This window comes from Pseudomonas sp. 30_B (assembly GCF_017491605.1).
Taxonomy (GTDB): Bacteria; Pseudomonadota; Gammaproteobacteria; order Pseudomonadales; family Pseudomonadaceae; genus Pseudomonas.
The window spans coordinates 177,445-200,083 of the sequence record NZ_JAFGYY010000004.1; the positions used below are offsets into that span (position 1 = coordinate 177,445).

General features: G+C 64.8%; 19 protein-coding genes. 12 read left to right on the forward strand and 7 right to left on the reverse strand.

The genetic code is table 11. The features are described from left to right. The first annotated feature begins 51 nt into the window (after nucleotides 1–51). Complete coding sequence (locus J5M67_RS05940; RefSeq protein ID WP_207884397.1) at nucleotides 52–732, forward strand: hypothetical protein; 681 nt, start codon at nucleotides 52–54, stop codon at nucleotides 730–732. A gap of 37 nt (nucleotides 733–769) precedes the next feature. Here the strand turns inward: J5M67_RS05940 and J5M67_RS05945 are convergent, their stop codons facing one another. Then, nucleotides 770–1,210 carry a universal stress protein gene (locus J5M67_RS05945; RefSeq protein WP_207884398.1) on the reverse strand — a complete coding sequence of 147 codons (441 nt, stop codon included), beginning with the start codon at nucleotides 1,208–1,210 and terminating at the stop codon, nucleotides 770–772. A 71-nt stretch (nucleotides 1,211–1,281) separates the two neighbouring features. Here J5M67_RS05945 and J5M67_RS05950 point away from each other — a divergent pair, with 71 nt between their 5' ends. Continuing rightward, complete coding sequence (locus J5M67_RS05950; RefSeq protein ID WP_207884399.1) at nucleotides 1,282–1,716, forward strand: hypothetical protein; 435 nt, start codon at nucleotides 1,282–1,284, stop codon at nucleotides 1,714–1,716. Between the two features lie 5 nt (nucleotides 1,717–1,721). Here the strand turns inward: J5M67_RS05950 and J5M67_RS05955 are convergent, their stop codons facing one another. Continuing rightward, nucleotides 1,722–2,528 (reverse strand): hypothetical protein, encoded by an 807-nt coding sequence (locus tag J5M67_RS05955; RefSeq protein ID WP_207884400.1) that lies wholly within the window; start codon nucleotides 2,526–2,528, stop codon nucleotides 1,722–1,724. 510 nt (nucleotides 2,529–3,038) lie between these two features. Here J5M67_RS05955 and fadB point away from each other — a divergent pair. The 6 genes from fadB to J5M67_RS05985 all read left to right on the forward strand — a co-directional run bounded on the left by fadB (nucleotide 3,039) and on the right by J5M67_RS05985 (nucleotide 10,443). Beyond that, nucleotides 3,039–5,186: a fatty acid oxidation complex subunit alpha FadB gene (gene fadB, locus J5M67_RS05960; protein ID WP_207884401.1), complete on the forward strand. Its 2,148-nt coding sequence runs from the start codon at nucleotides 3,039–3,041 to the stop codon at nucleotides 5,184–5,186. A 30-nt stretch (nucleotides 5,187–5,216) separates the two neighbouring features. Then, entirely contained in the window at nucleotides 5,217–6,392 is a 1,176-nt protein-coding gene (gene fadA, locus J5M67_RS05965; RefSeq protein WP_207884402.1) for an acetyl-CoA C-acyltransferase FadA, read from the forward strand. A 147-nt stretch (nucleotides 6,393–6,539) separates the two neighbouring features. Beyond that, a complete protein-coding gene (locus J5M67_RS05970) occupies nucleotides 6,540–6,803 on the forward strand; it encodes a DUF1653 domain-containing protein (RefSeq protein ID WP_207884403.1) in 264 nt (87 codons plus the stop codon). 92 nt (nucleotides 6,804–6,895) lie between these two features. After that, nucleotides 6,896–9,502 carry a type I DNA topoisomerase gene (topA, locus tag J5M67_RS05975; protein WP_207884404.1) on the forward strand — a complete coding sequence of 869 codons (2,607 nt, stop codon included), beginning with the start codon at nucleotides 6,896–6,898 and terminating at the stop codon, nucleotides 9,500–9,502. A gap of 68 nt (nucleotides 9,503–9,570) precedes the next feature. Beyond that, a complete protein-coding gene (locus J5M67_RS05980; protein WP_207884405.1) occupies nucleotides 9,571–10,092 on the forward strand; it encodes a DUF6586 family protein in 522 nt (173 codons plus the stop codon). Nucleotides 10,093–10,203: 111 nt separating this feature from the next. Then, a complete protein-coding gene (locus J5M67_RS05985; protein WP_207884406.1) occupies nucleotides 10,204–10,443 on the forward strand; it encodes a hypothetical protein in 240 nt (79 codons plus the stop codon). 39 nt (nucleotides 10,444–10,482) lie between these two features. Here J5M67_RS05985 and sulA read toward each other — a convergent pair whose 3' ends face one another. Beyond that, the gene (gene sulA, locus J5M67_RS05990) at nucleotides 10,483–10,956 is read right to left on the reverse strand and encodes an SOS-induced cell division inhibitor SulA (protein ID WP_207884407.1); all 474 of its coding nucleotides are present in this window, start codon (nucleotides 10,954–10,956) and stop codon (nucleotides 10,483–10,485) included. Between the two features lie 13 nt (nucleotides 10,957–10,969). Then, nucleotides 10,970–11,584 (reverse strand): transcriptional repressor LexA, encoded by a 615-nt coding sequence (lexA, locus tag J5M67_RS05995; protein ID WP_207884408.1) that lies wholly within the window; start codon nucleotides 11,582–11,584, stop codon nucleotides 10,970–10,972. 253 nt (nucleotides 11,585–11,837) lie between these two features. On the opposite strand from lexA, the gene J5M67_RS06000 reads away from it, so the two are divergent. From J5M67_RS06000 to J5M67_RS06015, 4 genes are all read left to right on the forward strand, one after another. Continuing rightward, nucleotides 11,838–12,548: a TetR/AcrR family transcriptional regulator gene (locus J5M67_RS06000; protein WP_207884409.1), complete on the forward strand. Its 711-nt coding sequence runs from the start codon at nucleotides 11,838–11,840 to the stop codon at nucleotides 12,546–12,548. A gap of 56 nt (nucleotides 12,549–12,604) precedes the next feature. Then, a complete protein-coding gene (locus J5M67_RS06005) occupies nucleotides 12,605–13,129 on the forward strand; it encodes a L,D-transpeptidase (protein ID WP_207884410.1) in 525 nt (174 codons plus the stop codon). Between the two features lie 11 nt (nucleotides 13,130–13,140). Continuing rightward, nucleotides 13,141–14,139, forward strand: a complete 999-nt coding sequence (gene nagZ / locus J5M67_RS06010; protein ID WP_207884411.1) for a beta-N-acetylhexosaminidase — start codon at nucleotides 13,141–13,143, stop codon at nucleotides 14,137–14,139. A 147-nt stretch (nucleotides 14,140–14,286) separates the two neighbouring features. Then, nucleotides 14,287–15,024: an S-methyl-5'-thioinosine phosphorylase gene (locus J5M67_RS06015; protein ID WP_207884412.1), complete on the forward strand. Its 738-nt coding sequence runs from the start codon at nucleotides 14,287–14,289 to the stop codon at nucleotides 15,022–15,024. 125 nt (nucleotides 15,025–15,149) lie between these two features. Here J5M67_RS06015 and J5M67_RS06020 read toward each other — a convergent pair whose 3' ends face one another. The 3 genes from J5M67_RS06020 to mfd are packed head-to-tail and all read right to left on the reverse strand — an operon-like array spanning nucleotide 15,150 to nucleotide 22,595. Continuing rightward, nucleotides 15,150–18,434: a DEAD/DEAH box helicase gene (locus tag J5M67_RS06020; RefSeq protein ID WP_207884413.1), complete on the reverse strand. Its 3,285-nt coding sequence runs from the start codon at nucleotides 18,432–18,434 to the stop codon at nucleotides 15,150–15,152. A 24-nt stretch (nucleotides 18,435–18,458) separates the two neighbouring features. After that, a complete protein-coding gene (locus J5M67_RS06025; protein WP_207884414.1) occupies nucleotides 18,459–19,118 on the reverse strand; it encodes a CsiV family protein in 660 nt (219 codons plus the stop codon). Nucleotides 19,119–19,130: 12 nt separating this feature from the next. After that, nucleotides 19,131–22,595: a transcription-repair coupling factor gene (gene mfd / locus J5M67_RS06030; protein ID WP_207884415.1), complete on the reverse strand. Its 3,465-nt coding sequence runs from the start codon at nucleotides 22,593–22,595 to the stop codon at nucleotides 19,131–19,133. Between the last annotated feature and the right edge of the window lie 44 nt (nucleotides 22,596–22,639).

The following is a 22,639-nucleotide window of genomic DNA, read 5'->3' on the forward strand; positions in this document are numbered from 1 at the left end:
CGGCGATGTGCCCGTGCGTGTCGCTGATCAAAGACTGTTAGGGATGGCCGAATGGCAATCGATTACCGCATCACCCTGGATGATGAGCACGAGTTCAGTTACCGCATCGAAGTGGACCGCCGTTACGACCCGGAAGCTGCCGCCCAGGCCCCGCGCTGGACGCGCCTGGAGTACAACCAGTGCAGCAACTGCCCGCTGAACGCGCAGCAGTGCAGCCATTGTCCCGCGGCAGTGGACCTGCACCAGGTGATCGAGGATTTCCGCGGCCTGCCGGCCTTCAAGAAAGCCTCGGTGCAGGTGCGTACGCCGGAGCGTGAGTACATCAAGCACGCGGGCCTGGAAGAGGGCCTGCGCGCGCTGCTCGGGGTGATAATGGCGACCAGCGCCTGCCCGCTGCTGAGCAAGCTCAAGCCCATGGCGCAGCAACACCTGCCGTTTGCCAGCAATCAGGAGTTCATCCTGCGGGCGGTATCGCTGTACCTGATGCGGCAGTACTTCAACTTCCGCGAAGGACGGCATGCGGACTGGGAGCTGAAGGGGCTGGTGAAGCAGTTCCAGCAGTTGCAGCTGGTGAACCAGGCGTTCTGGCAGCGCATCCACGAAACCTGTGAGAGCGACTCGAACCTGAAGGCCTTCCTCAGCTTCTTCTCCATGGCGTCGAGCATGAGCTACTCGCTGGAGGCGCAGTTGCAGAAGGTGCGTCCGCTGCTGATGAGCGGCGATATGCTCTGAGGCGGGACGCGGCGGGCCCTGGGGCCCGCCGTATCGATCAGCTGGTTTTCTGCAGGCGGACGGCGAGGACGTCGCAGGGCGCACCGTGCAGCACGTCGTTGGCGGTGGAGCCCAGCAGCAGGGCGAGACCATGGCGGCCATGGCTGCCGACCACGATCAGGTCGCAGCCCTGCTCATCGGCGAGGCGGTGGATTTCCTGGCGTGGCTGGCCGTAGACCAGGTGGCACTGGGAGCTGGTGATTTCCGAGTAGGTGAGGGTGAACTGGTGCAGGCGTTCCTTGGCCTGGTCGAACTGCTGCTGTTGCAGCATCGACAGGTCCATCGGCACATCGCCGCCGAAGGCCATCGCCATGGGCTCGACGACATGCACCGCCGAGAGCCGGGCGTCGTTGGCCTTGGCCAGCGCAACGGCTCGCTTCATCACCGGATCGCATTCTTCGGTTAGGTCGACGGCGACCAGAATGTGTTGGTAGGGCATGAGCGTCTCCTCCGGGGGACTTGTTAGTATCAGTATGGCCCGATTGGCCATGTTTGACCGGTATACCCGATATGACCGTTTGGATGGTGATCCTGCTCATTGCGCTGGTGCTCAGCCCGCTGACCTGGCTGATTCCCTCGCGGGGCCAGCGTGGGCAGATGGACCTGCGCCTGCAGGCGCGGCGGCTTGGACTGGCCATGCAGATCGCGCGCCAGGAATGGCCGCACTGGATGGAGCGGCAGCCGCCGCGCCAGTGTGCGCAGTACCACCGCGCCCGTGGCAGGAACCGGGATGTCTGGTGCTATTGGCAAAGCGAGCCGGGCGTCTGGCTGGACCGCTGGCGCGAGGCGAGCGCCACGGGCGAGCTGGCCCAAGCGCTGGCCGGCCTGCCGAAGGATGTCTACATGGTCGAGGCGACGCCCCAGTTCCTGGCGCTGTACTGGGGCGAGCGGGGCGACAGCGGGGACCTGCAACGGGTCGCCGATTTCCTCAAGCAGCATGCCTGACGCGATCAGCTCTGCTGCGCCGCATAGAGGCTGGAGACGGCCTCCAGGTCTTCGATGATGCGGTCGGAATACTTGTTGATCAGGAAGGGCACGCTGTTCTTGTTGTAGTTCTGCAGCGACTTCTCGATGTAGTGCCACTTGATCGCCACTGAACGCAGCGCCTTGCCGATCTCCGGTGTGGTCTGCGGCGCCTGCTGCAGCTTCACCAGGTTGATCGCGAAACGGTTGGCCAGGTCATCCAGCGGGCGCTCCTCGCCGCCGCCGAAGAAGCTCGCGCCGACCGAGGCGTTGCGCGAGGCGTAGTCCACGGCGATGTCCTGCATCAGCAGGCTCTGCTCACGGGTCTGCTGGGTCAGCGGCGGGACCTTGCTGCCGCTTTCATCCTGGATCTTCGTGTAGAGCTGGTCGGCGGTCTCCAGCAGCTTGCGATTCTGCGTCGCGAGGTCGGCCACCGGCTGCAGGTCGGTATAGCCGCTCTTGTCCAGCGCGCCGGTCAGCGTCTGCAATTGCGCCGCATAGCCTTTCCACTGGTCCTGGAGTTGCGCCTTGAGTTTCGTGGATTCGGTGCCGGGCATGGTCCCCAGCTTGCCCAGCGCTTCACCGGCACTCTGTGAGGATGCCTCCACCAGCCGTGCGTACTTCTGGTCGCCTTCCATCGCATTGAACATGAAGAAGTCCCCCAGGCTGCGCTGGGCGGCCAGGCGCATCTGGTGGAGGCTGAGCAGGTCGCTGGCGGCATCCGCCATGGCGAAGAGGGGGAGGGCAGTAAGTGCGAATGCAGACAACAGACGTACAAGCGAACGGCTTGTCATCGTTCCATCTCCTTGGAGCCATGGGCTTCTTGTTGTTGTGTTCCACAGGTTCCAGGCGGTCCGGGCTGGCCGGCGGGCGATGTCCTTTCGTCCGACGGCAGCAGGCAGATCGCCATTGCCGTCGGACTCTAACGTGCGCTCCCGCGTTTGAACAGTTGTATACCGAGCTTTTCGGTACGCAGGTGCCAGATGCAAATTGTCACGATAGGTGTGGTGAATAGAGGTGGGTGAGCTTGCTGAATGCTCCGGCCCAGACGTTCCGGCCGCTTTGCGACTGTTGCGTCTCGCCGATTGACAAGCAACGGCTTTTGCTAGAAGGTGGGCGCACCCAAATCAAACGGGCGTATGAATCGAGCGTTTGCCTCGTGCGAAGACTCGGACAGAACGCCCCGGCTATCGCGTCGGCGGGTGTGCCGCCAGCTTTGGGACTATCCTCGGCGACTGCCGGGCAGTCTCGATACACGGTGTCCGACGTGTGATTTCAAGCTTCCCTAGCGTGGAGATCAGTTGATGATTTACCAAGGTAAAGCCATCACGGTTAAGGCTCTTGAGAGCGGCATCGTCGAGCTGAATTTCGACCTCAAGGGCGAGTCCGTCAACAAGTTCAACCGACTCACCCTGAATGAACTGCGCCAAGCAGTCGATACCATCAAGGCCGATGCGTCCGTCAAGGGCGTGATCGTGACCAGCGGCAAGGGCGTATTCATCGTCGGCGCCGACATCACCGAGTTCGTCGACAACTTCAAGCTGCCCGACGAAGAGCTGCTGGCCGGCAACCTCGAAGCCAACAAGATCTTCAGCGACTTCGAAGACCTGAACGTTCCGACCGTGGCCGCGATCAACGGCATCGCCCTGGGCGGCGGTCTGGAAATGTGCCTGGCTGCCGACTTCCGTGTCATGAGCGCCACCGCCAAGATCGGCCTGCCGGAAGTGAAGCTGGGCATCTACCCGGGCTTCGGCGGCACCGTGCGCCTGCCGCGCCTCATCGGCTGCGACAACGCGGTCGAGTGGATCGCCTCGGGCAAGGAAAACAAGGCTGAGGACGCGCTGAAAGTCGGCGCCGTCGACGCCGTCGTGGCGCCCGAGCAGCTGCAAGCCGCTGCCCTGGACCTGGTCAAGCGCGCCATTTCCGGCGAGCTGGATCACAAGGCCCGCCGTCAGCCGAAGCTGGAAAAGCTCAAGCTGAACGCCATCGAGCAGATGATGGCCTTCGAGACCGCCAAGGGCTTCGTCGCTGGCCAGGCCGGCCCGAACTACCCGGCTCCGGTCGAGGCGATCAAGTCGATCCAGAAAGCCGCCAACTTCGGTCGTGACAAGGCGCTGGAAATCGAAGCCCAGGGCTTCGTGAAACTGGCCAAGACCTCGGTTGCGCAGAGCCTGATCGGCTTGTTCCTGAACGACCAGGACCTGAAGAAGAAGGCCAAGCAGTACGACGAGATCGCCAAGGACGTGAAACTGGCCGCCGTACTGGGCGCCGGCATCATGGGTGGCGGCATCGCCTACCAGTCCGCTTCCAAGGGCACTCCGATCCTGATGAAGGATATCCGCGAAGAGGGTATCCAGATGGGGCTGAACGAAGCCTCGAAGCTGCTGGGCAAGCGCGTCGAAAAAGGCCGCATGACCCCGGCCAAGATGGCCGAGGCCCTGAACGCCATTCGCCCGACCATGTCCTACGGCGACTTCGGCAATGTCGACATCGTCGTCGAAGCCGTGGTCGAGAATCCGAAGGTCAAGCAGATCGTTCTGGCTGAAGTTGAAGGCGTGGTGAAGGACGATGCGGTGCTCGCATCCAACACCTCCACCATCTCCATCAACCTGCTGGCCAAGGCGCTCAAGCGTCCGCAGAACTTCGTCGGCATGCACTTCTTCAACCCGGTGCACATGATGCCGCTGGTCGAAGTCATCCGTGGCGAGAAGTCCAGCGACGTCGCCGTCGCCACCACCGTGGCCTACGCCAAGAAGATGGGCAAGAACCCCATCGTGGTGAATGACTGCCCCGGCTTCCTGGTCAACCGCGTGCTGTTCCCGTACTTCGGCGGCTTCTCCAAGCTGCTGGGCTTCGGCGTGGACTTCGTACGCATCGACAAGGTCATGGAGAAGTTCGGCTGGCCCATGGGCCCGGCCTACCTGTCCGACGTGGTCGGCATCGACACCGGCCACCACGGCCGCGACGTGATGGCTGAAGGCTTCCCGGACCGCATGGCGGTGGAAGGCAAGACCGCTGTCGACGTGATGTACGACGCCAATCGCCTGGGCCAGAAGAACGGCAAGGGCTTCTACGCCTACGAGACCGACAAGCGCGGCAAGCCGAAGAAAGTCTCTGATCCGCAGGCTTATGAGCTGCTGAAGTCCATCGTTGTCGAAGAGCGCGAGCTGACCGACGAGGACATCATCAACTACATGATGATCCCGCTGTGCATGGAAACCGTGCGCTGCCTGGAAGACGGCATCGTCGAGACCGCTGCCGAGGCCGACATGGGCCTGATCTACGGCATCGGCTTCCCTCCCTTCCGTGGCGGTGCCCTGCGTTACATCGACTCCATCGGTGTGGCCGAATTCGTCGCACTGGCCGACAAGTACGCCGACCTGGGTGCGCTGTACCACCCGACCGCGAAGCTGCGTGAAATGGCCAAGAACGGCCAGAAGTTCTTCGGTTGAGTGCGCAACGAATAGAGCGAGAGTGAATTTATGAGCCTGAATCCGAGAGACGCCGTCATTGTCGACTTCGGCCGCACCCCGATGGGCCGTTCGAAGGGTGGCATGCACCGCAACACCCGCGCGGAGACCATGTCCGCGCACCTGATCAGCAAAGTCCTGGAGCGCAACCCGAAGATCGACCCGGCGGAAGTCGAGGACGTGATCTGGGGCTGCGTGAACCAGACCCTGGAGCAGGGCTGGAACATCGCGCGCATGGCGTCGCTGATGACCCAGATCCCGCACACCAGCGCCGGCCAGACCGTCAGCCGCCTGTGCGGTTCGTCCATGAGCGCCCTGCACACCGCCGTGCAGGCGATCCAGACCGGCAACGGTGACGTCTTCGTCATCGGCGGCGTGGAGCACATGGGCCACGTCGGCATGATGCACGGCGTCGACCCGAACCCGCACCTGTCGCTGTATGCCGCCAAGGCGTCCGGCATGATGGGCCTGACCGCCGAAATGCTGGGCAAGATGCATGGCATCACCCGCGAGGCGCAGGACAAGTTCGGTGTGCGTTCGCACCAGCTGGCCTGGAAAGCGACCCAGGAAGGCAAGTTCAAGGACGAAATCATCCCGATGGAAGGCTACGACGAAAACGGCTTCCTGAAGGTCTTCGACTTCGACGAAACCATCCGTCCGGACACCACCCTGGAAAGCCTGGCGGCCCTGAAGCCGGCATTCAACCCGAAAGGCGGCACCGTGACCGCGGGTACTTCCTCGCAGATCACCGACGGCGCTTCCTGCATGATCGTGATGAGCGCCCAGCGCGCCCAGGACCTGGGCATCCAGCCGATGGCCGTGGTTCGCGCCATGGCCGTTGCTGGCGTCGATCCGGCGATCATGGGCTACGGTCCGGTTCCGTCGACCAACAAGGCGCTCAAGCGCGCCGGCCTGACCGTCAACGACATCGACTTCTTCGAGCTCAACGAAGCCTTCGCCGCACAGGCCCTGCCGGTGCTGAAGGACCTCAAGGTGCTCGACAAGATGGACGAGAAGGTCAACCTGCACGGCGGCGCCATCGCCCTGGGTCACCCGTTCGGCTGCTCCGGTGCGCGCATCTCCGGCACCCTGCTGAACGTGATGAAGCAGAACGGCGGTACCCTGGGCGTGTCCACCATGTGCGTGGGCCTCGGCCAGGGCATCACCACCGTCTTCGAACGCATCTGACGATCCCGTCTAAGCTGTCGAAGATGGACGAGCCGGGGCCTTGTGCCCCGGCTTTTGTTTTTCGGCCCCGCCCGGTGGGGATTGCCGGGGACGAGGGCAACATGGACAATCGCGGCCTTTTTTCTGCCAGCCGCAAGAGGACGACCCATGCAACTGCAGACCGGACTGTATCGACACTACAAGGGGCAGCAGTACCGTGTGCTCGGTGTGGCACGACATTCCGAGACCGAAGAGACGCTGGTGATCTATCAGGCGCTGTACGGTGAATTCGGCCTCTGGGTGCGTCCGCTGAGCATGTTCACCGAAGCGGTGGAAGTGAACGGCGAGCGCGTTCCGCGCTTCGCCCTGGTCAGCGCGGAAAACGACCCGCTGGGTCTCCAGGAAGGCCCGTCCGGCGAAACCCAAGCTTGACCTTGGCGTGACCGCCACTATATATAGCGGTGCCGCTCCAAGCGCCTCCCTCCTTATTTATTCATCTTTTCGACGCAGGAATATTCCGATCCATGGGTAAATCGCTGGTCATCGTGGAATCACCGGCCAAGGCCAAGACCATCAACAAGTACCTGGGCAACCAGTACGTGGTGAAGTCGAGCATCGGCCACATCCGCGACCTGCCCACCAGCGGCTCTTCCGCTTCGAAGGAGCCTGCGGCCAAAGCGCGCAAGACGGCAGCTGAAGCGCCGGCCCTGTCGCCGAAGGAGAAGGCCAAGCGCCAGCTCTTCACCCGCATGGGCGTCGATCCGGAGCACGGCTGGAAGGCCAAGTACGAGATCCTGCCCGGCAAGGAAAAGGTGATCGACGAGCTGCGCCGCCTGGCCAAGGATGCCGACACCATCTATCTCGCAACCGACTTGGACCGCGAAGGGGAGGCCATTGCCTGGCACCTGCGCGAGGCCATCGGCGGCGATGACTCGCGCTACAAGCGCGTGGTCTTCAACGAAATCACCAAGAAGGCCATCCAGGAGGCCTTCTCCCAGCCCGGCGAGTTGGACATCAACCGCGTGAATGCCCAGCAGGCGCGCCGCTTCCTCGATCGCGTGGTGGGCTACATGGTCTCGCCGCTGCTGTGGGCCAAGATCGCCCGTGGCCTTTCCGCCGGCCGCGTGCAGTCGGTGGCGGTGAAGCTGGTGGTCGAGCGTGAGCGCGAGATCCGTGCCTTCGTCCCGGAAGAGTACTGGGAAGTGCATGCCGATCTCGGCACGCCGAAGAACGACAAGGTCCGCTTCGAAGTGGTGCGCGAGAAGGGCGAAGTCTTCAAGCCGCTGAACGAGGCCCAGGCCATGGCCGCCCTGGAGAAGCTCAAGGCGTCCAGCTACAGCGTCTCCAAGCGCGAGGACAAGCCGACCTCCAGCAAGCCCTCGGCGCCGTTCATCACCTCTACCCTGCAGCAGGCCGCGAGCAACCGCCTGGGCTTCGGGGTGAAGAAGACCATGATGATGGCCCAGCGTCTCTACGAAGCCGGCTACATCACCTATATGCGTACCGACTCGACCAACCTGTCGGCCGACGCCATCGATATGGTGCGCGGTTTCATCGACAGCGAGTTCGGCAAGAAATACCTGCCGGCCAAGCCGAACTTCTACTCCAGCAAGGAAGGCGCCCAGGAAGCGCACGAAGCGATTCGTCCGTCCGACGTCAACCTGCGTCCGACCCAGCTGTCGGGCATGGAGCGCGACGCCGAGCGCCTGTACGACCTGATCTGGCGACAGTTCGTGGCCTGCCAGATGCCGCCGGCCGAATACCTGTCTACCACCGTCAGCGTTGCCGCCGGTGACTTCGAGCTGCGTGCCAAGGGCCGCATCCTCAAGTTCGACGGTTACACCAAGGTGCTGCCGCAGCAGAGCAAGCCGGGCGAGGACGACGTCCTGCCGGAAATGAACCAGGGCGAAGCGATGAAGCTGCTCAAGCTCGACCCGAGCCAGCACTTCACCAAGCCGCCGGCGCGTTTCTCCGAAGCCAGCTTGGTCAAGGAGCTGGAAAAGCGCGGCATCGGCCGTCCGTCCACCTACGCGGCGATCATCTCCACCATCCAGGAGCGCGGCTACGTCACCACCCACAACCGCCGCTTCTACGCGGAAAAGATGGGCGACATCGTCACCGACCGCCTCAACGAGAGCTTCTCCAACCTGATGGACTACGGCTTCACCGCCGGAATGGAAGAGCACCTCGATGACGTGGCGCAGGGCGAGCGCGACTGGAAACACCTGCTGGACGAATTCTACGGCGACTTCCGCAAGAAGCTCGACTTGGCCGAAGCTGCCAACGACGGCATGCGCGCCAACCAGCCGACCCTGACCGACATCCCCTGCCGCGAGTGCGGCCGGCCGATGATGATCCGTACCGCCTCCACCGGCGTGTTCCTCGGCTGCTCGGGCTACAGCCTGCCGCCGAAAGAGCGCTGCAAGGCCACGATCAACCTGATTCCGGGCGACGAAATCGCTGCGGATGACGAAGGCGAATCCGAATCCCGCGTACTGCGTGGCAAGCACCGCTGCCCGATCTGCAGCACCGCGATGGACGCCTACCTGGTCGACGAGAAGCGCAAGCTGCACATCTGCGGCAACAACCCGGACTGCGCCGGCTACGAGATCGAAGAAGGCCAGTACCGCATCAAGGGCTACGAAGGCCCGAGCCTGGAATGCGACAAGTGCGGCAGCGAGATGCAGCTCAAGACCGGCCGTTTCGGCAAGTTCTTCGGTTGCACCAATCCGACCTGCAAGAACACCCGCAAGCTGCTGAAGAACGGCGAGCCCGCCCCGCCGAAGATGGACGCCATCCGCATGCCGGAACTCAAGTGCGAGAAGGTGGACGACATCTACGTACTGCGTGACGGCGCTTCCGGCCTGTTCCTGGCCGCCAGCCAGTTCCCGAAGAACCGCGAGACTCGCGCTCCGCTGGTGGCCGAACTGGTGCCGCACAAGGATGAGCTGGATCCGAAGTACCACTTCCTGCTTGCCGCTCCCGCAAAGGACCCGGATGGCCGCCCGGCGGTGATCCGCTTCAGCCGCAAGACCAAGGAGCAGTACGTGCAGTCCGAGGTCGACGGCAAACCCACCGGCTGGCGTGCGTTCTTCGACGGCGGCAAGTGGAAGGTCGAAGACAAGCGCTGATGGAAGGCGCGCCCCGCTGAGGCGGGGCGTGCTTATACTGCCGACGTGGATTGCGAGAGGGCCTGGCCATGGCGCACGAACTCTATACCCGTACCAACCAGAAGCTGTTCTTCGCCGGCCTCGCCCTGGAAGCCTGGCGCACTGCCGAGTCCGCCCGCGCGATGAACGCCCAGGCGCGCATCCAGGCCGAGCGCGAAGCGGCACTGTTCCATCTCTATGGTGCGGTGCTGGGTGTGGCCCATGAGATCGCCGGTTACTACCGCCTGCCGCAGGCGGGCGCGCCGCGCGTCGACATGCTGCTGAACGCCGACGTGCTGGCCGCCGCCCCGAGCCCGGAGCTGGCGGAAATGGTCGAGCTGGCGCAATCGCCGGAAGCCTGGTTGGGCCGCCTGCTGGCCACCTACGCTGCGCTGTTCCAGCCGCCGAGCGAGCCGAAGAAGGCCAAGGTCGATCCGACCCAGCCGCTGATCCAGGCGGTGAATGTCGATGACGAAGCGCCGGTCGAGTTGAGCAACGACGAGCTGGAAGCCTGGCGGAAATCCCTGAAAGAGCTGGTGCTGCGCTTCCGCGCCTCGCTGACCGAGCTCTGATTGGTGCATTGATCCACAGCTGCGACCAGTCGGTCGGCCCGAGGAATGTTGCACTAGGGTGTAGCGAATGTGGCTGTTACACTACGGGTTCTGCTGTGGAGAACCTTCGCTATGCCAACCTCATTTCTGGAAATCGTAGAGCTGCCTGACGGGCGTATCGTGCTGCGTCGCGCGGATGATGAGGAGTCGCTGGTGACCCTGGAGTTCTCCGCTGACGCCAAAGGCTTCCTGCAGGGCCAGCACATCGAAATCGCCAAGGCGATGTTCAATGTCGGCGTGCAGATGGCTGGCCGCCTTGCCGAAGGTGGCGACATGGGCATGGACGACGAAGGTCCGCGCGTCCTGCACTGAATCCCGCTACTTCGCCGCATTCGCGGCGAAGCTTCTGTTTCAACCCAGACGAATGTTCAGGCTCTGCGCCTGGCCGGTAACGGCTGCGCGGGACAGCTGTGCGCGCGCCTTGGCGTTTAGATTCAGCCAGCTCACCACGGTATGACTGTTGCCCAGGCGCAGCGCCTCGCAGGCCAGGGCTTGTGCGGCGGCCTGGTCGCGCGCCGGCAGCAGCAGGATGCGTTCGCGGTTCAGGCCGGCCTTGCGTAGCCAGTCCGGAGTCAGGCTGGAGGGCGGGGCGATCAGCGTCAGCCAGCGGGAGTCACTTTCCTCGCTCAGCTCGCGGAGCATCGGCGCCAGCAGTGTCAGGCACTGGCCGGGGAGGCCGCGCAGGGCGATTTCGCTGAAGGCGCGTTCGTCATCAGCGGGCTCGTCTTCCATCAGCTCCGGAAGCAGGGGAGCAGTACCGCTCGCCCAGAGTGCTTCCTGGAACAGCGGGAGTTGCGGCAGGTTCAGCGGCTGCGGGTACTGCATGGATATCTCCTGTTCAGCGACGGATCACGCCGACGCTCAAGCCTTCGATGATCAGTTCCTGTTCCTTGAGATCGACCTCGATGGGGGCGAACTCGGGATTCTCGGCGATCAGCCAGACCTTGCTGCCTTCGCGCTTGAAACGCTTTACCGTCACTTCTTCACCCAGGCGGGCGACCACGATCTGGCCGTTGCGCGCTTCGCGGGTGACGTGCACGGCGAGCAGGTCGCCGTCCATGATGCCGACGTCTTTCATGCTCTGCCCGCGCACGCGCAGCAGGTAGTCGGCCGGCGGGTTGAAGAAGGTGGGATTGATCCGGCAGGTGTCGTCGACGTTCTGCTCGGCGAGGATCGGCGCGCCGGCGGCGACGCGGCCGATGATCGGCAGCTCGTCTTCGTTGGCGGCGGCCTTGGGTTCGAAGCCAGGGATGCGGATGCCACGGGAGGCGCCCGGGGTCATCTCGATGGCGCCTTTGCGGGCGAGGGCCTTCAGGTGCTCCTCGGCGGCGTTGGGCGATTTGAAGCCGAGTTCCTGGGCGATTTCCGCACGGGTGGGCGGATAGCCGTTGTCTTCCAGGCAGCGTTTGATGAAGGCGAGGATTTCGGCTTGGCGCGGCGTCAGCTTCAGCATGTCCATACTCTGGCTTTTTATACAGTGACTGGAATTATATACAGTGAAGGCGCTCTGGCAATGCCTAATTTCGCGCGGCTGTCGGTGCTGCAACGGCAGATGTAACCTGTGCGGGCTGGCAAGCGTCTTGCTGAAGGTTGAAATCAGCTTGTCGCATTGCCCATGTTTTTGTTAACAATCGGTCGCACTTTGCTTGACAATACAAGAGGCTGAAACGTATGTTTCAAACAAGTGTTTGTCAGGCGGAGTAGCCATGGCCCAGTCGGAAACCGTCGAACGCATCCTGGATGCTGCGGAACAGCTGTTCGCGGAGAAAGGCTTCGCCGAAACCTCCTTGCGTCTGATCACCAGCAAGGCGGGGGTGAACCTCGCGGCGGTGAACTATCACTTCGGCTCGAAGAAGGCGCTGATCCAGGCGGTCTTCTCGCGCTTCCTCGGCCCGTTCTGCGCCAGCCTCGAAAAGGAGCTGGACCGCCGCCAGGCCAAGCCTGACGCGCCGCGCGCCACACTGGAAGAGTTGCTGGAACTGCTGGTCGTTCAGGCCATGGCGGTCAAGCCGCGCAGCGGCAACGACCTGTCCATCTTCATGCGCCTGCTGGGCCTGGCCTTCAGCCAGAGCCAGGGCCACCTGCGCAAGTACCTCGAAGAAGTCTACGGCAAGGTGTTCCGCCGCTACATGCTGCTGGTGCACGAAGCCGCGCCGCGCCTGCCGCCGCTGGAGCTGTTCTGGCGCGTGCACTTCATGCTGGGTACCGCGGTGTTCAGCATGTCCGGCATCAAGGCGCTGCGCGCCATGGCCGAGAACGACTTCGGGGTGAACACCTCCATCGAGCAGGTGATGCGCCTGATGGTGCCGTTCCTCGCCGCCGGTATGCGCGCCGACAGCGGCGTCAGCGATCCTTCGCTGGCGGGTGCGCAGCTCAAGCCGCGCAGCAAGTCGAGCGCCGCACCCGCCAAGGTCTGAACAACGCCCGGCTTTGCGCTGGGCGGTGCAGGCCTGATCGGCTAAAGTAGCCGGCCATGGCTGATCTCGATCTCCTCCATATTTCCCTGTCCGACCAGATGCTCTACGGCTTTGCCGGGGAGCAGCTGCGCGTGCGTCTGCCGGTCTCCACGGCGGCCAATGGCGCCGGCGAACGCAACGGCTCCGGCTGCACGCCGCGCGGATTGCATCAGGTCCGCGCGCGCATCGGTGACGGGCTGCCCAAGGGCGCGGTGCTCAAGGGGCGGCGCTGGACCGGCGAGGTCTGGACCCAGGTGCTGCACGATGAGTCTCCCGGCCGCGACTGGATTCTCACCCGCATCCTCTGGCTCAGCGGCTGCGAGCCGGGGCGCAATAGAATGGGCGAGGTCGATACCTTCCGCCGCTACATCTATCTGCATGGCACGCCGGACTGCGAGCCCATGGGCACGCCGCTGTCCCATGGCTGTATCCGCCTGCGCAACGATGACCTGCTGGAACTCTTTCCCCGGGTTCCCCTCCATTGCCGGGTCCGAATCGAAGAGGCCGCCTGCCCCGACTGGCAGTCGCCACAACTGAATTGAAAGGAATGCACATGCAAGGCTCCCTGATGCTCGACATCGGCGGCACCTGGCTGACCGCCGAGGACCGTCAGATTCTGCGCCACCCGGAAGTGGGCGGCCTGATCATCTTCGCCCGCAACATCGAGTCGCCGCGCCAGGTGCGCGAGCTCTGCGCGGCCATCCGCGCGGTGCGTCCGGACCTGCTGCTGGCGGTCGATCAGGAAGGTGGCCGGGTGCAGCGCCTGCGCCAGGGCTTCCTGCGCCTGCCCGCCATGCGGGCCATTGCCGACAACGCCAATGCCGAGCGCCTGGCGGAACAGTGCGGCTGGCTGATGGCGACAGAGGTGCTGGCGGTGGGCCTGGACCTCAGCTTCGCTCCGGTGCTGGACCTTGATCACCAGCGCAGCGCCGTGGTCGGCAGCCGCGCCTTCGAGGGCAATCCTGAGCGCGCGGTCGCGCTGGCCGGCGCCTTCATTCGCGGCATGCACGACGCCGGCATGGCCGCCACCGGCAAGCACTTCCCCGGCCATGGCTGGGCTGAAGTCGATTCCCACGTCGGCATTCCGGAAGACGAACGCACCCTGGAGCAGATCCGCGCCGTGGACCTGGTGCCGTTCCAGCGCCTGTCCGGCGAGCTGGATGCGCTGATGCCGGCCCACGTGATCTACCCGCAGGTCGATCCGAATCCCGCTGGATTCTCCCGCCGCTGGCTGCAGGACATTCTGCGCGGTGAACTGGGTTTCGACGGCGTGATTTTCAGTGACGACCTGTCCATGGCTGGCGCCCACGTGGTGGGCGATGCCGCCAACCGTATCGAGGCCGCGCTGACGGCAGGTTGCGACATGGGCCTGGTGTGCAACGACCGCGCCTCCGCCGAGCTGGCGCTGAGCGCGTTGCAGCGCCTGAAGGTCACTGCGCCGCAGCGCCTGCAGCGCATGCGCGCCAAGGCTTGGCCGGGCACCGAATACAAGCAGCTGCCGCGCTGGCAGCAGGCCGTCGGTGAGTTGCGCGCCGCCCAACTGATCGATTGATTGCGATCTGCTGCGCGTCGGCATAACGGCGTTGGAAGGCTGGATCGGACTGCTCATTGACATGAAGTCAACTCCGCGTCCGATCCAGCCTTCCGCCTTGTTCTGCTCTAGCTCGCGAGATCGCAGGGACAACTTGAGGATAGAAGCATGACTGTCTACGCCATCATCGGCGGCACCGGCCTGACCCAGCTGGAAGGCCTGACTCTGAAAGATTCCATTGCACTGGACACGCCCTACGGCGCGCCGTCGGCAGCCATCCAGCGCGGCGAATTCGCCGGTCGCGAGGTGCTGTTCCTGGCCCGCCATGGCCATCCGCACCGCTTCCCGCCGCATCAGGTGAACTACCGCGCCAACCTCTGGGCGCTGCAGCAGGCCGGCGCCGAGGCGGTGCTGGCGGTGAATGCGGTGGGGGGTATCCATGCGGCCATGGGCAGCGGCCATCTTTGCGTGCCGCACCAGATCGTCGATTACACCTGGGGGCGTGAGCACACTTACTTCGCTGGCGACATCGACCATGTCACCCACATCGATTTCAGCCATCCCTATGACGAGCCGTTGCGCCAGAAGCTGATCGCCGCGCTACAGGCGCTGGGCTATCCGTACAGCAGCCATGGTGTTTATGCCGCGACCCAGGGCCCGCGCCTGGAGACCGTGGCGGAAATCGCCAGGCTGGAGCGCGACGGCTGCGACATCGTCGGCATGACCGGTATGCCCGAAGCCGCCCTGGCCCGTGAGCTGGAGCTGCCCTATGCCTGCCTGTCGCTGGTGGTGAACCCGGCGGCCGGCAAGTCCAGCGGAATCATCACCATGGCCGAGATCGAGCAGGCCCTGCACGAGGGCATCGGCAAGGTGCGCGAGGTGCTGGGGCGCGTGTTGGTGAGCTGAATACGCGCTGAGCAGTTTCATGGAGCAATTCCCGTAGGAGCGGACTCTGTCCGCGATCCAGCGGCGTGCCGTGTGGATCGCGGATGAATCCGCTCCTGCTGGATCAAAAGCGCTTTATCCCGCCGTTACGGTTTCGGCAGCGGCGCGAAGAGTGCGTCGATATCGCTCTGCTGCAATTGCAGGCCGGTGTTCTTGCCGTCCTCCAGCACCCCAGCGGCCAGTGCCGCCTTGCGTGCCTGCAGTTGCTGGATCTTTTCTTCCAGGGTGCCGCGGGTGATCAGCTTGTAGACGAACACGGGCTTGTCCTGCCCGATGCGGTAGGCACGGTCGGTGGCCTGTTGTTCCGCTGCCGGATTCCACCACGGGTCGTAGTGGATCACGGTGTCGGCGGCGGTGAGGTTGAGGCCGGTGCCGCCGGCCTTCAGGCTGATGAGGAACAGCGGGACGCATCCCTGCTGGAAGTCTTCCACCGGCTGGCGGCGGTCGCGGGTTTCGCCGGTGAGGAGCGCATAGCGGATGTTTCTTGCCTGTAGCTGTTCCTGGATCAGATCGAGCATCGAGGTGAACTGCGAGAAGAGCAGGACGCGACGTCCCTCCGCGAGGAGTTCGTCGAGCATCTCCAGTAGGGCGCTCAGCTTGCCCGAATGTGCCGCCGGCAAGTCCGGCTGCAGCAGCCGTGGGTCGCAGCAGACCTGGCGAAGTTTGAGCAAGGCGTCGAGCACGACGATCTGGCTGCTCGCCAGGCCCTTCCGGCGTATTTCCTCGCGGACCTTGCGGTCCATAGTCAGGCGCACCGTCTCGTAGAGGTCACGCTGACGCTCATCGAGCTCCACCCGGTGGGTGATTTCGCTCTTGGGTGGCAGTTCGGTGGCCACCTGGTCCTTGCGGCGCCGCAGCAGGAAGGGCTTGATGCGCGCGTTCAGGTGCGCCAGGCGCTGGCTGTCGCCGGCTTTTTCGATGGGGTGGCGGTACAGGCGCGCGAAATGGCGCACATCGCCCAGCCAGCCCGGCATCACCAGGTTGAACAGCGCCCACAGCTCGCCCAAGTGGTTTTCCAGCGGCGTGCCGGTGAGGCACAGGCGTTGCCGGGCCATGAGGCGGGTGGCGGCCTGGGCCGATTTGCTGCTGGCGTTCTTCAGGTATTGCGCTTCGTCGAACACCACCAGGTGCAGCGGTTGCCGGGACAGTGTTTCGATGTCCCGGGCGAGCAGGGCATAGGTGCTGATCACCAGGTCGTGTTGTGCGAGGTCGTCGAAGTGTTGGTGACGCGCACTGCCATGCAGGGTGAGTACGCTCAGCTCCGGGGCGAAGCGCGCGATCTCGTCCTGCCAGTTGGCCACCAGGCTGGTAGGCATCACGACCAGGGCGGGGCGGTCCAGGCGTCCGGCGCGCTTTTCCGTGAGGATGTGGGCCAGCACCTGCAGCGTCTTCCCCAGCCCCATGTCGTCGCCGAGGATGCCGCCGAGTTCCAGCTCGCGCAGTGCCTGCATCCAGGCGAGGCCCTGAAGTTGATAAGGGCGCAGCTCCGCCTGCAGGCCTTCCGGCGCGGCGCAGGTTTGCTGGTGATAGTTGCGCAGGCGCCGAGCGAGGTGCAGCAGGCGTTCGCCGCCTTGCCAGCGCAGCGAGTGCTCGTCGAGTTGGGTCAGCAGGTTGGCATCGGTGCTGGGGATCCGCAGGCGGCTTCCCTCACGCTGCAGGCTGCTCAGCAGCAGTCCTTCCAGCAATTGGAGCATGGTTCGTACCCGCGCCACGGGCAGGCTCACGGTCAGTGGCCGGCCATCCGCCTGGCGGCGGGCGTCGAGGCGGATGGGGAGTTCGGCATCGTCGGCGCCCTTGAACAGGGTCGGCGGAGTTTTCCGGATCAGCTCCAGAAGCGGTTGCAGCAGGCTGACCTGCTGGCCATCGACCACGATGCCCAGTTCCAGGTCGAACCAGGCCTGGCCGGGTTGTTCCTCGATATGTGCGTACCACTCTTCGACTTCGCTGACGTCGAACGGGAAGTCATCGTCGATCGTGATCACCCAGCCTTGGGCGCGAAGGCTCCCTGACTGCTGGATGATCGGTGCCCACTGCGCGTCGTCGGATGGCCGATAGCATTCGTAGCGGTCCTCCAGATCGCGGGGTGTGGCGCGCTTGTCGAGTTTCCTCAGGCCCAGTTTCTGCAGCATCTTGCGCAAGGACTGCTCGGCCTTGGGTTGCCGTTCGATGACGACGAAGCTGCCGTCTTCCAGGTAGCGGATCGGCTGGCCGCCGCGCACAGGGCCGTGGACCTGTTGCTTGCCGTAGGCGAAGAGCAGGCAGGCCTGGTGGTGCTCGTTCTCATGGCCTCGAGTCTCGTCGCGCAGGGTGCTCAGTCGCAGGTGGGGTACCGGCTGGACGTCCAGCCGTCGCTCATTGGCTGCCAACGGTAGCGGAGCCTGTGGTGCCAGGGCCCTGAGTTGCAGGCTGAAGAGTGCAGCCTCCTGCTGCGGAATTGGCGGGGCGCTCGACAGATAGCTGGCCAGTTCATCCGGCAGCTCGTGGCGCAGAGGTCCGGCCCGCAGTCCCTGGCGATCGACGTACCAGGGGGGCGTCAGTTGGGTCAGCAATTGCGGATTGGAGATCGCGTCGGTCTCCCAGGCCGCGATGAAGCAGCCATCGTCACGGAGTTGCCAGGCGAGCCGGGCGGGCAGTTCCTCGCCGAGGCGCAGCGGGCTGGAAAGGACTTCGAACTCCAGGAGCAGTTGTCCGTTCCGCAGGATGAGCTCCAGCAGTTCGGCGCCGTCGCGGCCTTGCAGGTTCACTTCGTTGGCATGGGGAGGTACGCCTGCCATTCCGAGCACGTGCAGCAGGATGCGCTGATCCTGTTCGGTCACGCCCTGGCCCAGGGCGAGGGCGATGGAGGCGATTCGCGGGTAACCCTGGAGCTGGCCGTTCTCGCCGCGTTGGGTGAAGTGGATGAAGACCCGGCCGTTCCTGGTCAGTTGGTAACGCAAGGGGTCGTTGTGGGGCGCCCGGCTCTCGGGCTGAGCCTTGAGCGCTGCCGGGGCATTGTTCAGCCAGGCTTGCAGGCTGGGCGAAAGGCTGTCGACCGGAGCCGGGGCGTTTATCGCAGCGGGCTTGGGTGCGTTGCCGAGGTTAGCGGCCTGATCGCCCAGCAGGTGCAGCAACACGGCCACGCAATGCTTGCAGTCGAATCCGACCGGGCAGTCGCACTGGCAGTCGAGGGTGTCACCGCTTCTGGAGAAGTTGATCCGCTGGCGATAGCGATTGTTGTCCGAACCCCGGCACAGGCCTTCCAGCGAACGCTCGGCCAGGCGCAGGACGCTCGCCCGGCCTTCCCGGGCATAGGCCTCGCCGCGTACCAGGGTGATCGCGGGGAAGAGGCGGCGCCAGGGGATGCGTTGCAGTTGCTCGGCGAACGGGACCATGGCGCGGCCTTTTTCGGGGCCTGGTTACTGGGCGGGTTGCGCCGGCGGCGGTGCGTCGAAGCCACCATCGACCGGAGCGGCCGGCGCCGGCTGCTGCGGTGCGTCCGGGCCGGTGGGCGCTTCGTCTTCCATGCCGGGCGGCGTCGGGGAGGCGGGGCGGGCATTGAGCGGGCTGACCTTGATCAGCATGCCCAGGCTCGGATGGTCGAGGTAGGTCAGCACGCTGTTCTTCAGGCTGGCTTCCTGGACCATGTGCTGGCTGGCGGACAGCAGGCCGTCGGCGCTGAACTGGTTGATCCAGAAGTCGGTCTGGGTGTTCACGAAGCGCTGCTGGCTGAGGGTGACGGTACCTTCCACCGGGAAGTGGCCGTCTTGTTTCTGGCCCTCGGTCAGGGAAATCTTCACCGGGTTGGTGTCTATCTCCTGGCGCCAGGCCTTGTGCATCAGCACCTGGAAGCCTTCGTTCTGCTTGAGCTTGGCGACCTGCGCATCCATTGCCGTGGGGCGCGAGCTGTCCGGGCCCGGCGGTTGCGCACCCTTGGCCCAGTCATCGGGCGCGGGGCGGCTGGCGAAAACGGCATCGCCGGACTGCTGGAAGAGAATCAGCTCCACCTGGTAGGGCTCGGCGAAGGCTGCTGGCGAGAGCAGGGCCAGTGACAGCAGCAGGGGTTGGAACAGGCGCATTGCACGGGGTCCTTAGTGAGTCTGTGGCTGGAGGCGTTCGAGTAGCGCTTCCAGCGTGTTGAACCGTTCTTCCGGGCGCTCCATGGGCACCTGGAACTTGAAGAGGGTGGCCCCTTCGAATTTGTAGCGATTGGGCTGGCTCTGGATCATCTTGATCAGCACCAGCGGGTCGACGCAGGTATCGGCGGCGAATTCTACCCGGCCTCCCTGGGGGCCGGCATCCACCTTCACGATGCCGAGCTTTTCCGCCTGCAGTTTGAGAAGCGTCAGGCGTATCAGGTTTTTCGCCGGCTCCGGCAGCAGGCCGAAGCGGTCGATCATTTCCACCTGCAACTCGCGCAGGCCGTCTTCGTCGAGGGCGTTGGCGATGCGCTTGTAGAGGATCAGGCGGCCGTGGACGTCCGGCAGGTAGTCCTCGGGGATCAGCGCCGGCACCCGCAGGTTGATGTCCGGACCGCCGCCCAGCGGCTGCTCCAGGTTCGGCTGCTCGCCCTTGCGGATGGCCTTCACCGCGCGTTCGAGCATTTCCATGTAGAGGGTGAAGCCCACCGCCTGGATCTGCCCGCTCTGGCCTTCGCCGAGCAGTTCGCCGGCGCCGCGGATTTCCAGGTCGTGGGTGGCCAGCACGAAGCCGGCGCCCAGGTCCTGGGCGTTGGCGATGGCTTCCAGGCGCTTTTCGGCGTCCGGGGTCATCTGCTTGCGCGGCGGGGTGAGCAGGTAGGCGTAGGCCTGGTGGTGGCTGCGGCCGACGCGCCCGCGCAGCTGATGCAGCTGGGCCAGGCCGAACTTGTCGGCGCGCTCGATGAGGATGGTGTTGGCGCTGGGCACGTCGATGCCGGTTTCGATGATGGTCGAGGCCACCAGCACATTGAAGCGCTTGTGGTAGAAGTCGCTCATCACCCGTTCCAGTTCGCGCTCGTTCATCTGCCCGTGGCCGATGCCGATGCGCGCTTCGGGAACCAGCTCGGCCAGGTCGCGGGCGCACTTCTCGATGGTCTTCACTTCGTTGTGCAGGAAGTACACCTGGCCGCCGCGCAGCAGTTCGCGCAGCAGGGCTTCCTTGATCACCGACTTCTGCTCTTCCATGACGAAGGTGCGCACGGAGAGGCGGCGCGCCGGCGGCGTGGCGATGATCGACAGGTCGCGCATGCCGGCCACGGCCATGTTGAGTGTGCGCGGGATCGGCGTGGCGGTGAGGGTGAGGATGTCCACCTCGCTGCGCAGCGCCTTGAGTTGCTCCTTCTGGCGCACGCCGAAGCGGTGTTCCTCGTCGATGATGACCAGACCCAGGTTCTTGAACTTGACGTCGTCCTGCAGCAGCTTGTGGGTGCCGATGACGATGTCCACCTTGCCTTCGGCCAGTTGCGCCACGGCGCCTTCGACTTCCTTGGCCGACTTGAAGCGGCTCATCACCTCCACCGTCACCGGCCAGTCGGCGAAGCGGTCGCGGAAGCTGTTGTAGTGCTGCTGGGCGAGGAGGGTGGTGGGCACCAACACGGCGACCTGCTTGCCGCTGTGTACCGCGACGAAGGCAGCGCGCATGGCCACTTCGGTCTTGCCGAAGCCCACGTCGCCGCAGACCAGGCGGTCCATCGGCTTGTCGGCGAGCATATCGGCCACCACCGCTTCGATGGCGGTCTGCTGGTCCGGGGTTTCCTCGAAGGGGAATCCGGCGGAGAAGGTGGCGTAGTCGGCCTGCGGGTCCTTGAACGCGTAACCCTTGCGCGCGGCGCGGCGGGCGTAGATGTCCAGCAGCTCGGCAGCGACGTCGCGGACCTGTTCGGCGGCCTTGCGCTTGGCCTTCTGCCAGGTTTCCGAGCCCAGCCGGTGCAGCGGCGCCAGGGCGTCGTCGCTGCCGGTGTAGCGGGCGATCAGGTGCAGGCTGGCCACCGGCACGTAGAGCTTGGCTTCGTCGGCGTATTCCAGGGCGAGGAATTCGGCGTGCTGGCCGTCGATCTCCAACGTGATCAGGCCCATGTAGCGGCCGACACCGTGGTCGATGTGCACCACCGGTGCGCCTTCGCGCAGCTCGGTGAGGTTCTTGATGACGTTCTCGCCGCCGTCGCGGGTCTTCTCGCGGCGCCGGCGCTGCATGACGCGCTGGCCGAACAGCGGGCTCTCGGCCACCAGGGCGATGCCCGGCTGGCCTTGATCGGCGTCCAGCAGCAGGCCTTCGTCCATCGGCGCGATGGTGATCGCCAGGCGGTCCTTGTGCGCCAGGAATCCCGGCCAGCCGTCGACTTCCACCGGGCGCAGCTTCAACCGCGCCAGCAGTTCCAGCAGCACTTCGCGGCGGCCGGCGGATTCGGCGGTGAAGAGGATGCGTCCGTCGAACTGCTCGATGAACTGGCGCAGGCGGGCCAGGGGCTCAGTGGCCTTGGCCTCGATGGCCAGCTCCGGCAGCGGCTCGGCGGCGAAGCGCTCGCGGCCGACGCCCGATTCGATGGGCTCGGGGCTGACGATGACGCGCGGCCAGTTCTTCAGGCGAGCGAAGCAGTCCTCCACCGGCAGGAACACTTCACCGGGCGGCAATAGCGGGCGCTCCGGATCGTAGCGGCGGTCTTCGTAGCGACTGCGCACGTCGGTCCAGAACTGCTCGGCGGCCGTCTCGATGCCCGGCAGGGAGAACACCTGGGTGTCCTGCGGCAGGTAGTCGAACAGCGTCGAAGTCTCGCCATCGTCGAAGAACAGCGGGATGTAGTACTCGATGCCGGCGGGTGTCAGGCCGCTGGCCAGGTCCTGGTAGATCGGGCAGCGGCGGTAGTCGACGTCGAAGCGCTCGCGGAAGCGGCCGCGGAAACCGGTCACCGCCTCCTTGCGCAGCGGGAACTCGCGGGCCGGCAGCAGGCGGATGCTTTCCACCTTGTCGATGGAGCGCTGGGTTTCCGGGTCGAAGGTGCGCAGCGTCTCGATTTCGTCGTCGAACAGGTCGATGCGGTAGGGCAGTTCGCTGCCCATCGGGAACAGGTCGATCAGCGCGCCGCGCACGGCGAATTCGCCGTGTTCGTAGACGGTGTCCACGCAACGGTAGCCGGCGGCCTCGAAGCGGCTGCGCATCTGCTCGACGTCGAGTTTCTGGCCGACATCCAGCACCAGGCTGCTGCCGAGCAGAAACTTGGCCGGCGCCAGGCGGTGCAGGGCGGTGGTGATGGGCACCACCAGCACGCCGCGGCGCAGTTCGGGAAGCTGATAAAGGGTGGCGACGCGCTGGGAAATGATGTCCTGGTGCGGCGAGAACACGTCGTAGGGCAGGGTTTCCCAGTCCGGCAGTTGCAGCACCGGCAGGTCTGGCGCGAAGAAGCGCAGTTCCTGCTCCAGGCGCTCTGCGCTCTGGCTGTCGGCGGTCAGCAACAGGGTGAAACGCTTCGCCGGTCCCGCCGCTTCAGCGATGGCAAGGCTCAGGGCGGCCCCGGGGAGGTTGCCCCAGGATTGCTTGCCGGCTGCGGTCGGCAATGTAGGAATACGCAATACGGACACGGGCAGTCTTGGCTCCGGTCGAGGAATTTGACCGGTCGGATTGT

What these genes read in the sequence shown, in the direction of transcription:
- J5M67_RS05945 (WP_207884398.1), bottom strand. Translation starts at nt 1,210, where the DNA reads ATGCCCTACCAACACATTCTGGTCGCCGTCGACCTAACCGAAGAATGC.
- J5M67_RS06005 (WP_207884410.1), top strand. Translation starts at nt 12,605, where the DNA reads ATGGCTGATCTCGATCTCCTCCATATTTCCCTGTCCGACCAGATGCTC.
- nagZ (WP_207884411.1), top strand. Translation starts at nt 13,141, where the DNA reads ATGCAAGGCTCCCTGATGCTCGACATCGGCGGCACCTGGCTGACCGCC.
- fadA (WP_207884402.1), top strand. Translation starts at nt 5,217, where the DNA reads ATGAGCCTGAATCCGAGAGACGCCGTCATTGTCGACTTCGGCCGCACC.
- J5M67_RS05940 (WP_207884397.1), top strand. Translation starts at nt 52, where the DNA reads ATGGCAATCGATTACCGCATCACCCTGGATGATGAGCACGAGTTCAGT.
- J5M67_RS06020 (WP_207884413.1), bottom strand. Translation starts at nt 18,434, where the DNA reads ATGGTCCCGTTCGCCGAGCAACTGCAACGCATCCCCTGGCGCCGCCTC.
- J5M67_RS05985 (WP_207884406.1), top strand. Translation starts at nt 10,204, where the DNA reads ATGCCAACCTCATTTCTGGAAATCGTAGAGCTGCCTGACGGGCGTATC.
- J5M67_RS05950 (WP_207884399.1), top strand. Translation starts at nt 1,282, where the DNA reads ATGACCGTTTGGATGGTGATCCTGCTCATTGCGCTGGTGCTCAGCCCG.
- J5M67_RS05970 (WP_207884403.1), top strand. Translation starts at nt 6,540, where the DNA reads ATGCAACTGCAGACCGGACTGTATCGACACTACAAGGGGCAGCAGTAC.
- J5M67_RS06025 (WP_207884414.1), bottom strand. Translation starts at nt 19,118, where the DNA reads ATGCGCCTGTTCCAACCCCTGCTGCTGTCACTGGCCCTGCTCTCGCCA.
- lexA (WP_207884408.1), bottom strand. Translation starts at nt 11,584, where the DNA reads ATGCTGAAGCTGACGCCGCGCCAAGCCGAAATCCTCGCCTTCATCAAA.
- topA (WP_207884404.1), top strand. Translation starts at nt 6,896, where the DNA reads ATGGGTAAATCGCTGGTCATCGTGGAATCACCGGCCAAGGCCAAGACC.
- J5M67_RS06015 (WP_207884412.1), top strand. Translation starts at nt 14,287, where the DNA reads ATGACTGTCTACGCCATCATCGGCGGCACCGGCCTGACCCAGCTGGAA.
- J5M67_RS05955 (WP_207884400.1), bottom strand. Translation starts at nt 2,528, where the DNA reads ATGACAAGCCGTTCGCTTGTACGTCTGTTGTCTGCATTCGCACTTACT.
- J5M67_RS06000 (WP_207884409.1), top strand. Translation starts at nt 11,838, where the DNA reads ATGGCCCAGTCGGAAACCGTCGAACGCATCCTGGATGCTGCGGAACAG.
- sulA (WP_207884407.1), bottom strand. Translation starts at nt 10,956, where the DNA reads ATGCAGTACCCGCAGCCGCTGAACCTGCCGCAACTCCCGCTGTTCCAG.
- J5M67_RS05980 (WP_207884405.1), top strand. Translation starts at nt 9,571, where the DNA reads ATGGCGCACGAACTCTATACCCGTACCAACCAGAAGCTGTTCTTCGCC.
- fadB (WP_207884401.1), top strand. Translation starts at nt 3,039, where the DNA reads ATGATTTACCAAGGTAAAGCCATCACGGTTAAGGCTCTTGAGAGCGGC.